Annotated in this window: 10 protein-coding genes; 3 read left to right on the top strand and 7 right to left on the bottom strand. The window is 33.9% G+C overall.

Translation table 11 applies throughout. The annotated features are described in order from the left end of the window. The first annotated feature begins 43 nt into the window (after nt 1-43). A complete protein-coding gene (locus CIB95_RS10715; RefSeq protein ID WP_094925004.1) occupies nt 44-475 on the top strand; it encodes an SRPBCC family protein in 432 nt (143 codons plus the stop codon). A gap of 202 nt (nt 476-677) precedes the next feature. Here CIB95_RS10715 and CIB95_RS10710 read toward each other — a convergent pair whose 3' ends face one another. The 4 genes from CIB95_RS10710 to CIB95_RS10695 form a co-directional block, all read right to left on the bottom strand. Next, complete coding sequence (locus CIB95_RS10710; RefSeq protein ID WP_094925002.1) at nt 678-3,107, bottom strand: putative bifunctional diguanylate cyclase/phosphodiesterase; 2,430 nt, start codon at nt 3,105-3,107, stop codon at nt 678-680. Nucleotides 3,108-3,310: 203 nt separating this feature from the next. Further along, nucleotides 3,311-5,494: a DNA topoisomerase III gene (locus CIB95_RS10705; protein WP_094925001.1), complete on the bottom strand. Its 2,184-nt coding sequence runs from the start codon at nt 5,492-5,494 to the stop codon at nt 3,311-3,313. Nucleotides 5,495-5,599: 105 nt separating this feature from the next. Continuing rightward, on the bottom strand, nt 5,600-6,697 hold the full coding sequence (locus CIB95_RS10700) for a fatty acid desaturase family protein (protein WP_094924999.1): 1,098 nt from the start codon (nt 6,695-6,697) through the stop codon (nt 5,600-5,602). 148 nt (nt 6,698-6,845) lie between these two features. Then, nucleotides 6,846-8,753 carry an ABC-F family ATP-binding cassette domain-containing protein gene (locus CIB95_RS10695; RefSeq protein ID WP_094924997.1) on the bottom strand — a complete coding sequence of 636 codons (1,908 nt, stop codon included), beginning with the start codon at nt 8,751-8,753 and terminating at the stop codon, nt 6,846-6,848. Nucleotides 8,754-8,901: 148 nt separating this feature from the next. Between CIB95_RS10695 and CIB95_RS10690 the strand changes: the two genes are divergently transcribed. Beyond that, nucleotides 8,902-9,198, top strand: a complete 297-nt coding sequence (locus CIB95_RS10690) for a DUF3817 domain-containing protein (protein WP_198949191.1) — start codon at nt 8,902-8,904, stop codon at nt 9,196-9,198. A 91-nt stretch (nt 9,199-9,289) separates the two neighbouring features. Here CIB95_RS10690 and CIB95_RS10685 read toward each other — a convergent pair whose 3' ends face one another. Together CIB95_RS10685 and proC are read right to left on the bottom strand one after the other, a co-directional pair. Continuing rightward, nucleotides 9,290-9,490, bottom strand: coding sequence for a hypothetical protein (locus CIB95_RS10685; protein ID WP_233144115.1), 201 nt, complete (start codon nt 9,488-9,490; stop codon nt 9,290-9,292). Nucleotides 9,491-9,509: 19 nt separating this feature from the next. After that, a complete protein-coding gene (gene proC / locus CIB95_RS10680) occupies nt 9,510-10,325 on the bottom strand; it encodes a pyrroline-5-carboxylate reductase (RefSeq protein WP_094924994.1) in 816 nt (271 codons plus the stop codon). Nucleotides 10,326-10,527: 202 nt separating this feature from the next. Here proC and CIB95_RS10675 point away from each other — a divergent pair, with 202 nt between their 5' ends. Next, on the top strand, nt 10,528-12,369 hold the full coding sequence (locus CIB95_RS10675) for a diguanylate cyclase domain-containing protein (RefSeq protein WP_142296498.1): 1,842 nt from the start codon (nt 10,528-10,530) through the stop codon (nt 12,367-12,369). A gap of 46 nt (nt 12,370-12,415) precedes the next feature. Here CIB95_RS10675 and CIB95_RS10670 read toward each other — a convergent pair whose 3' ends face one another. After that, nucleotides 12,416-14,083, bottom strand: a complete 1,668-nt coding sequence (locus tag CIB95_RS10670) for a glutamine--tRNA ligase/YqeY domain fusion protein (RefSeq protein WP_094924991.1) — start codon at nt 14,081-14,083, stop codon at nt 12,416-12,418. Nucleotides 14,084-14,086: the final 3 nt, after the last annotated feature.

The raw sequence follows: 14,086 nt of genomic DNA, 5'->3' as shown, positions 1-14,086 counted from the left end.
ATCATATATTTACGTTTCTTTTTAAAATCGATGAGGTGAAAAGATGATAAATGTTCAATCGGAAGTATTTATAAATAAAGATTACAAAGATGTTTTTTCTTATATTGCTAACTTTGAGAACAATCCTTTATGGCAAGGTGGTATGATTTCTGCTAAATTTACTTCGGAAGGTCCTATAAATGTAGGGAGCGAATACGACCAAGTTGCAAAATTTTTAGGAAAGCAAATTGTCTCCAAATTTCGGGTTGTAGAATATATCGAAAACAATAAAATAAAAATTGAAAGTATCTCTGGCTCTTTTCCAATTGTCGTCACTCGAAGTGTTGAACCAGTTGATGGTGGAACGAAAGTAAGTGCACTTGTTCAAGGTGACTCAAGTGGTTTCTTTAAAATTGCTGAACCAATAATGAAATATATGGTTAGCAATTCTGTAAAAGGTGATTATAAAAAACTAAAGAAGTTATTAGAAAACTAAGCTTACCTTGGCTCATTAGAAGATGGGTATACTTCTTTTTAATTTACACACACTACTTTTAGCAACATAAAAGAGGAGGATATAAATGCCAAAAAAGAAGCCAAACATTACTGAGGAACAAGTACAAGGAATGAGTATTAAGAAACGTGAAAAACAGCAAAATAAACGACAAGGTAGTAACAAATAAAAAATCCCTTTCTCATTAACTTGAGAAAGGGATTTTTTCATGTAAGTATGAATGCTCTTCAAACCATTTTTTTGCTTTATTCGCAGGCATTGGTGGTGTAAAGTAATATCCTTGCATTTCATCACAATTTAATTGCTTTAAGAAGTTCAGTTGGTCTTCATTTTCTACATGCTCCGCCATTGAAGTGATATTTAATGTTCTTGCCATTGCAATAATTGTTTTTATTATGATTATTGCTTCTTGATTTGTAGGTACATCTTGAATAAATGACCCATCAATTTTCAATCGATTAATAGGTAAGTCTTTAATATGATTTAATGAACTATACCCTTTACCAAAGTCATCTAAACTAATAGAAATTCCTAGTGCTTTTAATTGTTCAAAGATATGAATGGCATGGTCGACATCTTTCATAGCCATCGTTTCTGTAATTTCTATGTCTAGATTTTTCGGATCGAATTTCGTTTCCTCTAAAATGTCTTTAATTACAGAAACGAAGTTTTTATTGTAAAACTGTTTTATTGAGATATTTACACTTAATTGAAGCTCGGCAAAACCGTCAACTTGCCACTTTCTAACTTGTTTACACGCTTGGCGCACGACCCATTCACCAAGTTCATGGATAATACCTGTTTCTTCAGCAATTGGAATAAAATGAGATGGTGCAATAACACCTTTCTCTGGATGATTCCATCTTATTAAAGCCTCAACGCTCGTTACCTTTCCAGTATGTGTATTTACTTGTGGTTGATAGTAAAGTTCAAAGTCGTTATTAATTATTGATTTACGCATATCCTTTTCTAATGCCAACCGGTCTCCAGCTTTAGAATCTGAATGGTTATAGTAAAATTCATAAGTGTTTTTTCCTTTTTCTTTCGCTCGGTACATTGCGGTATCTGCATGTTTCATTAGTTCTATATGATTTCTTCCATCTTCAGGGTACATTGCTATTCCGATACTACCTGTTACATATAATTCTTGGTCCTTTATATGGAATGGAGTATTTATTACATCGACCATTGTTTGCACGAGTATCTCTACATCTTGTACAGCAAAATCACTTGGTAACAGTATTGTGAATTCATCGCCACCCATTCTAGCAACTAATCCATTTTCACCGACAATATCACTTAGTCTTTCTGCTAATACAAGTAATAATTCATCACCCATAGCATGACCTAAAACATCGTTAATTACTTTAAAACGGTCGACATCTAAAAATATTAAGGCAAATTCTCGTTCATCATTTACATATTGTTTAACTTTATCTGTAAAATGCCTTCTATTTGGTAAATTTGTAAGTGGATCATGGTAGGCTAAATAATGAATTTGCTCCCTCGCTTGTATCGTTTCTGATATATCTTTCATTAATATCGTAATATTAGTAACTTTCCCCTTAACAAATGTTGGAACAATTGTCATTTGCATATCTACTATTTCACTAGTTTTTGCTAATAACTTCGTTTCTGAGTATGTAGAATTACCTTGGACAGCTTGTTCAAAAGATTCTTTAAATTTATTTCGATCCGCTGGAAATATTAATCTTAAAAATGGCCCTATTGAAGTAATTTCTTCCTTTTTATATTTTGCTATGTTTAATGCAGTTCCATTGGCAGCATGAACATTACCGTCAACATCTAGTGAAAATATGGCAACTGCCCCATTATCAAATAGAGATTTGTAACGCTGTTTGTTTTCAACAATTATTTCTGCTTGTTGTTTATTATGCTTGTCTCCAAAAAAGCCTGGAACTAATTCTAAGATTACTAGACCTAAAATATTTATTGTTAATGGAAGTAGGGTGTTATCTATATATGCCCAGTTCTCTATAAAGGTCATATAAGTATTTGTAAACAAGTGCACATCAGATAAAAACGTTACACTAGAAAAAAGAGTATATCTCAAACTAGCAAATGCCATACCAATTGCCACACTACCAAAGAAAAGCCAATAAAAGTTTACGAGAGCTACACTTCGAATTTGTCGTATGAACCTTATTGAAGCAACAGAGTTACCGAAGGCCAAAATTACCCCACTAGAAAAAAGGAGGAAATTTATTTGTAATTTGTTATTAATAAGTTGTTGAAGAAAATCAACCATATTCACAATCGTGATACATGCAGCAAAAATAAACGCTCCAATAATGAGACGAAAAAAGGAAACTTCATGTAACCGAATGGTATTTACGGTAATATTTATTGCAATAGCTGTGAAAATGAAGAAAAGGATTCCTACCATATAGTCAATATTAGAAGGAGATCCCCAAAAACCTCCATATAAGTACATTAAACATATAATTCCTGAAATAAGGAGAGAACTCCAATGAATCATTAACCCTTCCGCTTTTAAACTAGGTAATTTCTTAATGAGAAACATACCGCCAAAAGCAGCTATACCACCTAATACAATTGAAATCATAAATTCTGTTAGAGAATAAAATTCCATAGTTGTGATGCTCCATTCCTTATCTCAAATTTACAAGTATTTTCAAAATTCACCTAATACTATAGTATTATTCGTTTGAAATATGTGGATTCCTGTCGCACTTCTTAATATTTTTTGTAATTTTTTGATATTTTATAGAAATTATTACAAAATAAAAAGCCCCCATTCTTTTCGCAGTACATGAAAGAATAGAGACTTATTACTTATTTATTTAATTTTAACTTTGCTAATGCATCAGCTAACGCAGTATTTAAAGGTGGTTCCTCTTTATGCTGCTCTTTTAAATACTTTGACACATCTCTCTTTGAAGCTTTACTATTTTTTTCCTTATTTCTTCTCTTATTAAAAGCAGAAAGCTTTTCACGGTGTCCACACTGACAAACAAACGTTTGAGCCTCACCTTGACCATGAAGATTTAATTTCTTTTTGCATTGAGGACATCTTGCATTCGTAACTTTATTAATTCCTTTTTTATAGTTACATTCACGATCTTGGCATACGAGCATCTTCCCTCGTTTGTTTTTTACTTCCAGTAAAAGTTTATTACATTCAGGGCACCTTTTACTTGTTAAATTATCATGCTTAAACTTTTCACTGTCTGTTTTTATTTGATGAACAGTAGATTTCGCGAATTCTTTCATGTCTTCGATAAATGTTGTTTTTTGCAGTTTTCCTTTTGCTATAAGCTCAAGTCTATTTTCCCAATTAGCAGTAAGCGCTGGTGATTTCAATTCATCTGGGACTAAATTTAATAGTTGTCTCCCTTTTGAAGTAAGGGATATTTCCTTCCCATTCTTTTCAATCAAAAATGAATGGAATAACTTTTCAATTATGTCTGCTCTTGTTGCAACCGTCCCTAACCCTCCAGTTTCTCTAAGCTTTTTCTTGAGTTCTTCATCACTTTGGTCAAGAACAGCAGTTGGATTTTCCATTGCTGAAAGTAATGTTCCTTCATTAAAAGGTTTTGGTGGTTTTGTTTCACCCGATGTAGGTTTCAGTATTTGCACTTCTAGCCTTTCACCTATTTTTAAAGGTGGAAGGCGTTGGTCTATTAATTCTATATCGTCTTTTTCTATTTCATAATCATAAACATCTTTCCATCCATTAGATACTATTCTTTTTCCAGTTGCTATAAAAATTTCTCCGTGTATTTCTGCATAGACTTTAATTTGTTCATATTCAAATGCTGGGTATAGCACTGCTATAAATCGCTTTACAATTAAATCATATATTTTATTTTCCTTATTACTTAACTTTTCAAGATGCGGCGTCTGCTCTGTCGGAATAATTGCATGGTGATCAGAAACTTTTTGATCATTTACAAATGATTTATTACCTTTTATTGTTTTTTGTAAAACTTTTGCTATTGCTTTGCGATATGGAGGAACAGAACAAGCTTCAAGGCGAGCTTTTAACGTATCTACTATATCTGAAGATAAGTAACGCGAATCTGTTCGTGGGTACGTAACTAATTTATGTCGTTCATATAAGTTTTGCATAACTGATAATGTCTCTTTTGCTGAATAACCAAATTTATTGTGCGCATCCCTCTGTAATTCAGTTAAATCATATAAGTTTGGTGCATAACTCTTTTTCTCCACTTTTTCTACATCTTTTATTATAGCTTTGTTACCTTTTAAATTTAGTAATAGTTGGTCACGCTCTTCTTTTTTAAATGTTCGATTACTCTTTGATTTCTTTTCCTGCCATATTAACTGAAAATTACTTAGTTGAGCAACCAAACCGTAATATTGCTGAGGATTAAAATTTTTTATTACTTCTTCCCTTCGAGCAATCATTGCAAGAGTTGGTGTTTGTACTCTTCCACATGATAACTGTGCATTATGTTTACAAGTTAATGCACGTGTAGCATTTAATCCGACATACCAATCTGCTTCTGAGCGAGCTACTGCTGATGCGTACAAGTTTTCATAGTCAGATCCACGTTTTAACTTCTTAAATCCTTCCAAAATAGCTTTGTCCGTAACAGAAGATATCCATAATCTTTTTAAAGGTTTTTTCACTTTTGCCTTTTCAATTATCCATCTTGCAACTAGCTCACCCTCACGACCGGCATCAGTTGCAATAACAATTTCGGTAACATCTTTTCTTGTTAGCTGCGTTTTTACGGCATTAAATTGTTTGCTCGTCTTCTTTATAACAACTAGTTTTAACTGTGGGAGCATTGGTAAATCTTCTAGCTTCCATGTTTTATATTTATCGTCGTATGACTCTGGATCTGCGAGTGTAACTAAATGTCCCAGCGCCCAAGTTACAATATATTTTTCACCTTCTAAATAACCATTTCCTTTTTTGTGACAGTTTAAAACTTTAGCTATGTCTCTTGCTACTGAAGGTTTTTCTGCTAATACAGCGATTTTTCTCATTTTATCTTACCTTTCATTTTTCCTGATCATTGTTCTACTATAACAGATTATTAACGCCTCTATAAAAAGGAAAAAACACCACAACATGTGGTGCTCTCCCTAAGTTTAATTTCTTTTGTCAACTGCTAGTTCAGCAGAAATCTCTTTTTGCTCCCGATCCTCTTCTCGAAAATTAATTGCCTTTGGGTCTAAACCATGTCCTAACGAACCATAAATCTTGCCTTTTTTAGGATCAATTAGTTCTTTTTCTTTATAGTAAAGTCTAGGCGTCTTCCAAAGTGCTATCATTGCAAGATGCATTGGCATCTGATGATAACGTTCTGGCCATAACTTTAATATTTGCTCCTTAACTAAAGGGTAGTACTTTGAACTCATTCCCGGAAAAAGGTGGTGTTCCGTATGGTATGAAAAATTAAAATGCAACACATCGATCCACTTCGGTAATGTCACGGAAAGACTATTTGCTAATGGGTCATTGATTTCTGTCAGCGGATTTAGACGATGATTTGTCGATATATAACTCATTACAATAAAGTTAGTAATGAATAGTGGTAATAAAAAGGTGTAAAACCATTTCTCAAATCCGACCATCAATAAGAGTGACAACCACAATGTCCAAGGAATTAGGAACTGCACCCAATAAGTAATTTTCTTTTTCGGTTTTGCTTGTTTAACAAAAAAGAAGAATTGTTTCGTTGAATGAATTGTGAATGTAATAAATAAAAAAGCAAAAGCAAAAAAAGCACGAACATTTTGTGGTATTTTATACATCCATTGAAGTAGGCGAACTTTTGATAAAGCATCCATACTTGGCCAAGCGTCGGGGTCCTTTTCTTCATCTTGCGTGTGAATGTGATGTGTCATGTTATGCCATTTCCTCCACAGTAGTGGGCCTGTACTAATCGGAAGCATAAAAAATGCTCCTAATAAATCTCTAAGCCATGCTTTTCGAACGACAGTACCATGTAAAATTTCATGACCTAAAAAGCCAATTGCTGAAAAGCAAAACCCAATAAGCAAAGAGATACTGATATTTAATATCGGGTGAAGATTATATTTTATGATGAGGAAAAAGCAACTTGAGATTACTACGACATACAAAAATCCTCCTAAAAGTCGCATAGGGACAGGTTTAAATGCTTTTTTAGGGAGGTGTGGCGATACTTTTGCTGCATACCAACCGAATGAATGTAACTCCTTCAATAGTATAGCTCCTTTCATATTTAACCAATGACTTATAAAGGTTAAATTATCCAAAAAACAAGAAACTATTCCCAAAATAAAAATGAAAAAAGCGATGAAATTATACTTTTCATCACTTTTAGTACTTTAGATAACTTATTATTATTTTTTACTTTTTTTCAATTTCCTCTACTAATGCGGACAGTTCGGACCATCTTTCCACAGTTTCCTCCAACATAATCTCTGTTTTTTGTTGTAACTTATGCAATTCTGTAACTTTTCCAATATCACTTCCGGCATTCGCAATCTCCTGAAGTAACCTTTCGTTTTCACCTTCAAGTTCCTCTATCTTATTTTCTATCTCTTCCCACTCTTTTTTCTCTTGGTAAGAAAGCCTTTTCTTCTTCTCTTTTTTCCAAGTTGTTTGTTTTTCTTCAACTTGTTTACTTTCTTTTTCAACTTCCTTGACCTGCAATTTTTGCTCATGTTTTAATGCCAAGTAATCACTATAATTTCCATGGAAACGTTTAATGAGACCATTTCCTTCAAATGTAATTAAATGGTCAACTACTCGATCTAAAAAATACCGATCATGAGAAACTGTAATAACTACTCCTGGGAACTGCTGCAAGTAATCTTCTAGAATAGTCAATGTTTCTGTATCTAAATCGTTCGTTGGCTCATCTAAAAATAATACATTAGGTTCGCTCATTAATGTCCGCAATAAATAGAGCCTGCGTCTCTCTCCACCGGAAAGGGTGCGAATGTATGAATGTTGCATCGATCTGTGAAAAAGGAATCGTTCTAGCATTTGTTCCGCAGTTATTATTGATCCATCTGCAGTTTTTACAATTTCAGCTTCCTCTTTTATATATTCAACGACTCGAAGGTTCTCATTCATCTCTATATGATCTTGTGTATAGTAACCTAGTTTTACAGTTTCTCCAATATGAACTATTCCTTCATCGGGCTGTATTTTTCCTGCCATTATATTTAGTAGCGTGGACTTCCCACTACCATTCGGACCAATAATGCCTAAGCGTTCTTTTCTGACAACTAAATAGTTAAAGTTTTTAATTACTTCACGATTTGAAAATGTTTTTGAAATATTTTCTAATTCAATAACATTTTTACCTAAACGGGATGACCCTAAGGCGATGTCTAAATGACTTTCGTTCAAATCTAGTTGTTCATCTTTTAATTTATGAACTCGATCGATACGTGCTTTTTGTTTCGTCGTTCTCGCTTTTGCCCCGCGCCTTAACCAAGCTAGCTCTTTACGTAATAAATTTTGTCGCTTATTTTCGCCGACAATTTCAGCTTCTTCTCTTTCCGCTTTCTTCTCAAGGAAAACTTCATAGTTACCACTGTATGAATACATGTTCCCTTTATCAAGCTCGATGATTTTGTTGGTTACTCTATTAAGAAAATAACGATCGTGAGTTACTAGCATTAAAGCACCATTGTATTGTCCTAAAAAACTTTCTAACCATTCGATTGTCTCATTATCTAAATGGTTCGTTGGCTCATCTAAAATTAATAAATCGGCAGGTTGAATAAGCGCTTTAGCGATTGCTACTCGTTTTTTTTGCCCTCCAGATAACTCGCTAACACGTTTTGTGAAATCTGTTACTCCTAATTTTGTTAATACTGTTTTAGCAATTGTACTAGCTTCCCAAGCTTCTAACGTATCCATCTTCTCTTGGACTCTGAATAGTTTTTTCTGAATGGATTCATTATTTGGAGAAGACTCTAATTGTTCTAATAGCTGCTCATATTCTCGCAGAACACTCATTAACTCTGAATCACCGTAATAAATTTGCTCAAAAACCGTTAAATCTTCATGGAGGTCTGGATATTGTGGTAAATACTCTATATGAAAGTCTTTAGCATGACTTTTTTTCCCTGAATCAGCGGAATCAATCCCAGCAATTACTTTTAATAGAGTTGATTTTCCAGTACCATTAACTCCGATTAAACCAATTCTATCTCCTTCTGATATAGAAAAAGAGATGTTATTAAATAATACTTTTTCCCCATATGTTTTTGTTAAATTTTCTATTAAATATATACTCAAATATTATTCATTCCTTTATTAAACGACTTTTTCTTGCTATTACTATCTCACATACTTCAGTGACAGTCCAACACCATTTTTCCATTGTCAAAACAGAAAATTTTATATACACTTACTAAGGTACAAACTCTATTAGGAGATGATTTCATTGTTAAAGACTCCATTAAATTACGTACGTATGTTAGGTATTATTGAAGGTATTTCATTCCTAGTACTATTATTTATTGCAATGCCCTTAAAATACTTTTTTGATTTTCCTCTTGCAGTATCTATCGTTGGTGCTTTGCACGGCGGATTATTCGTATTATATATTGCTTCCATTATTTTTGTTGTATTTGCAATTCGCTGGTCATTATTAAAAGCTTTTATCGCGATGGTCGCTTCCGTTGTTCCATTTGGCCCATTTTTTGTTGATCACCGTTTATATGAAAAGTTCCCACAATAAATAGGAAATGCTCCTTAATTTGTAGATCTATCTAACAAATTAAGGTGCATTTTTTATAAGGAATACCCTATTCCTAATTAGCTGGCACTTGTCAGCCACCTTCTATACATGTATTACTTGAGCTACCTACTTTATCATTTAAAGCTTTCAATAACTTCTGTAATTTCTCTCCACTCACCAAAGTTTGTAATTGTTTAGAATTTATTGCTATCCCAAATTGCTCAAATACTTCTTTCGTGTCTCCCCACACTTCAATAATTGCTTGAGAAGTCATGTTAGATCGAATTACCACAATCTCAACCTCTTTCCTTTTAAGATTTGTTGTTCATTAAAGCAACAGATTTTGTAGTGCAATTTTCCATTGCAGCTAAAACAGCAGCTCTGAAATTATTTTTTTCTAATGTTGATATTGCTTCTATTGTTGCCCCGCCTGGCGTACATACATTATCTTTCAACTCTCCTGGATGCATTCCCGTTTCAAGAACCATTTTTGCAGCTCCTAATATTGCTTGAGCAGTTAATCTATATGCTTGATCCCTTGGGATCCCTTGAAGGACACCACCGTCAGCCATTGCCTCAATTAACATGTAAACATATGCCGGTGAGGAACCACTTATGGCGGGAATAGCATCCATTAAGCTTTCATCAATTATTTCCACTTTACTAAAGCATTCAAAGATTGCTTTAACAATTGTTAGCTCTTCCTCATTCACTAACTCATTTGCACAAACTGCCGTCATTCCTTCCCCTACAAGGCTTGGAGTGTTAGGCATAGTACGGATTACTTTAACATTTTTTTGGCATGTTTCTTCCATGAAGCGAATGGTTATACCAGCTGCAATTGATATTACTACCGTGTTTTCTCTAATATAGTCTTTTATATTTGTTAGCACTTCTTCATATAGATTCGGTTTGACTGCTATAAAAAGCACATCAGCAAATTTTGTTACTTCTCTTGCATCATCTGTAACAAAAATATCATATTTTTTTTTAACTTTTGTTAATGTTTCTACTGATTTAGCATTTGCAATTATTTGTGATGGTCTGACTTTTCCTGAACTAATTAGACCTTCTATCATAGCTTGTGCCATCTTACCACAACCAATAAAGCCTATCTGTGAATACATGTAATCACCTTCCTGCCTTAGCATCTTGTTGTCTTTCACTTATTATAGCATGATAGACCCTTTCGAAATTGCCATTGGAATTTAGCATATAAATTAATTTAAGTACTCTATTGAATATGTGCTAAAATATATATATTAGAATTCTTATAATCTTTTATACAAAGGCAATAAAAATATATATTTTTGATATGGGCGTGATTTATTGAAAAGTAATAATAAATACTTGTTTTTACTAATATCTATCATTTTCTTATTAGTAGGTTGCACCCATAACTCCCCTCTACAAGCGGAAAGAGGAGCTATCGATGCAAGATACTGGAATTTTGAGGAGATGGGTACACTTAAATTAAAGGGCGAGTGGCTTTTTGCTTGGGATGAAATGTTACCAGAAGGTGTTCAACAAGAAAGTAGTTCAACGATTCTTGTTCCTGGATCTTGGAATAAAGTTGAAGAGTTTCCTTCAAAGGGTTTTGCTACCTACACATTATTTATTCATCATTTAGAAGCTAATAAAGAATTTGCTATTAAAGTTCCTGCGATTTCTAGTTCTTACCATTTGTACATAAACGATAATCTCGTAAAAAGCGCAGGGAAACCTGGCTTAACGAAAGATGAAACATTTCCTGCTATGGTCACGGAAGAAGTATTTTTTACACCAATATCTAATGTTACAAAATTAACTTTAGTAATGGCTAATTTCCACCACAGGGACGGTGGTATGTGGGATACTCTCGAGCTAGGGACAACGGAACAGATTATTACGAAAACTAAACTAGCAATATCTTATGAAATGATGCTTCTAGGTATATTGCTATTATCTGGACTATACCATATTTCCTTATTTTTATTACGAAAAACTGAATTATACTTGTTATTATTCGGTACATTTTGCTTAGTCATCGGGCTTCGACTCTTCGTAATGCATGAACGAGTTTTAATGGAAATTTTGCCAGCAATACCATTCAGTATAATAAATAAAATAGAATACTTATCATTTTATAGTGCGTTACCTCTTTTCATTTGGTTTTTATACTATTTATTTGGAAATGAAGTTTCGAAAACTATATGTAAATTAATCACATACATTAGCCTTCCATTTATTCTTACTGTTGTCGTTACACCTGTTTCTATTTTTTCTGAAACACTGTATTATTTTCAGGCATTAACTCTCTCGACTATTGCTTACATTATTTACACTATCTTCTTGGCAGTAAGTAGAAGACGAGAAGGCGCATGGCTCGTAGCAATTTTTGCTTGTTTTTATGCGTATACAGTAATTATGGATATTGTCTATGTTCAAAATTCTTTAGGATCTTTTGAACTATCTAATGTCGGTCTTTTTGTTTTTATTTTTTCACAAGTTTACATTATTGCTAAAAGGCTTTACAAAGCCTACGATGAAGCTGAGAAGTATTCGGCTCAATTAAAGGACCTTAACCAAACACTTGAAGAAAAGATATTACAACGAACAAGGTCACTGGAGCAATCGAAAAAAGAATTACAAAGCGCAAATGACACGTTAAAAAAACAATCTTACTATGACCAGTTAACCAAAATACCAAATCGCCGATATTTAGAAAATGTATATAACAACCTTTGGGATGAAGTCCAGAATCTTGAAAAATCGATATCATTTATCTATTTCGATATTGATTATTTTAAAAAATATAACGATACTTATGGACACCAAGAAGGTGATGAAACGTTATATAAAGTTGCAAATTGTATTAACGATTGTATCACTGAGCATAATGGTATAGCAGCAAGAATGGGTGGCGAAGAGTTTGTCGCTGTTCTTTCAAACATTTCCGAAGATAGCTTAGGTGATTTTTTAGAGGATTGTCGCAAGCGAGTTGAGAATTTGAATATTCCACATAGTGAGTCGCAATCAAGTGAATATGTAACTATTAGTATAGGGGCGGCATATGTATACCCTAAGTTTTACGATATTACCAAGCAAAAACTTATTATAATTGCTGATGAAGCACTTTATAAAGCAAAAGAAAGTGGCCGTAATAAAGTATGTATAGACATCTTAAAGTAAAAGGAAAAGGACCTAACCCTGTTTAGTAGGGGCTAGGTCCTTATTTTTATAGTTTGAACGAACTCTTCAGTGACACGATTAAATTAAAGACAAATTTATCTGCAGTAGTATGCTTAGGGTCAACATTAAAATACCCATGTCTAAAGAATTGGAACTTATCTTGTGGACTAATGTCTTTCATGTTCGGCTCAATAAAGCCATTTAGTATTTGAAGAGAATTTGGGTTTACATAGTCTAAAAATGTCTTGCCATCTTCTTTCAAATTATCAACTTCATCTTCTTCTTTATCTAAAATTAACGGTTCGTATAGACGGAACTCTGCAGGTATTGCTTGTGAAGCCTCTACCCAATGAAGTGTCCCTTTTACTTTCCGTCCAGTAAATCCTGATCCGCTTTTTGTCTCAGGATCATACGTACAATGTACTTCAACTACATTCCCATTTTCATCCTTAATGACATCTTCACATTTAATAAAATATGCATGCTTTAAGCGAACTTCATTACCTGGGAATAATCTGAAGTATTTCTTTGGTGGATTTTCCATAAAATCTTCTTGCTCAATATATATTTCGCGTGAGAAAGGAATTTGACGCATACCCATTTCTGGATTCTCTGGATTTATTTCTGCATCAAGCATTTCCACTTGTCCTTCAGGATAGTTCTTAATAACAACTTTCAAAGGACGAAGAACCCCCATTGTACGAGGTGCTTTTAACTTTAAGTCTTCTCTTACAAAATGATCAAGTACACGATTGTCAACAGCCCCATCGCCTTTTCCTACTCCTAGTTCACGTACAAAAGCACGAATCGCCTCTGCAGTATAACCACGACGGCGTAGTCCTGAAATAGTAGGCATACGTGGATCATCCCAACCGTCAACAACGCCTTCGTCTACCAATTGCTTCAATTTACGTTTACTCATTACTGTATTTGTTAAGTTTAAGCGACCAAACTCAATTTGTTGCGGCTTACTTTCCATTTCACAATGTTCAACAAACCAATTATATAAAGGCCTTTGATCTTCAAACTCTAACGTACAGATGGAGTGTGTAACATCCTCAATTGCATCTTCAATTGGGTGAGCAAAACTGTACATTGGATAAATGCACCACTTATCACCTGTATTGTGGTGCGAAGTATGGGAAATACGGTAAATAACCGGGTCACGTAAATTAATATTTGGCGAACTCATATCAATTTTCGCTCTTAATACTTTCTCACCATTTGCGAATTCACCGTTACGCATCTTTTCAAATAACGCTAGGTTTTCCTCTACAGAGCGTGTGCGATATGGGCTATCCTTCCCAGGCTCAGTTAAAGTCCCACGCAGCTCTCTAATCTCCTCTTGAGAAAGATCATCCACATAAGCCAGACCTTTTTTAATTAGAATTACTGCACGATTGTACATTTCTTCAAAGTAATCCGAAGCAAAAAATAGTCCGTCCCAGTCGTAGCCTAACCATTTCACATCTTCTTTTATCGCTTCTACATACTCCGTATCTTCTTTTAAAGGATTTGTATCATCAAAGCGTAAGTTCGTCTTTCCATTGAACTCATCCGCTAAATCGAAGTTTGTAATAATTGATTTTGCATGTCCGATATGTAAATAGCCATTTGGCTCTGGTGGAAAACGTGTGATAACCTGGTCGCGTCTACCCGTCTCTAAATCTTCTTTAATAATAGGTCTAATAAAATTTGACGTGTTTTCTTCCATTAT

Source organism: Lottiidibacillus patelloidae (genome assembly GCF_002262935.1).
GTDB classification, from domain to species: domain Bacteria; phylum Bacillota; class Bacilli; order Bacillales; family SA5d-4; genus Lottiidibacillus; species Lottiidibacillus patelloidae.
Note: the sequence above shows the minus strand (reverse complement) of the source record. Positions and strands in the feature narration are given on the sequence as shown.

Bases quoted from the DNA above. Each gene is read 5' to 3' on its own strand.
- CIB95_RS10710 (WP_094925002.1), bottom strand. From the start codon at position 3,107: ATGGAATTTTATTCTCTAACAGAATTTATGATTTCAATTGTATTAGGT.
- CIB95_RS10670 (WP_094924991.1), bottom strand. From the start codon at position 14,083: ATGGAAGAAAACACGTCAAATTTTATTAGACCTATTATTAAAGAAGAT.
- CIB95_RS10705 (WP_094925001.1), bottom strand. From the start codon at position 5,494: ATGAGAAAAATCGCTGTATTAGCAGAAAAACCTTCAGTAGCAAGAGAC.
- CIB95_RS10715 (WP_094925004.1), top strand. From the start codon at position 44: ATGATAAATGTTCAATCGGAAGTATTTATAAATAAAGATTACAAAGAT.
- proC (WP_094924994.1), bottom strand. From the start codon at position 10,325: ATGTATTCACAGATAGGCTTTATTGGTTGTGGTAAGATGGCACAAGCT.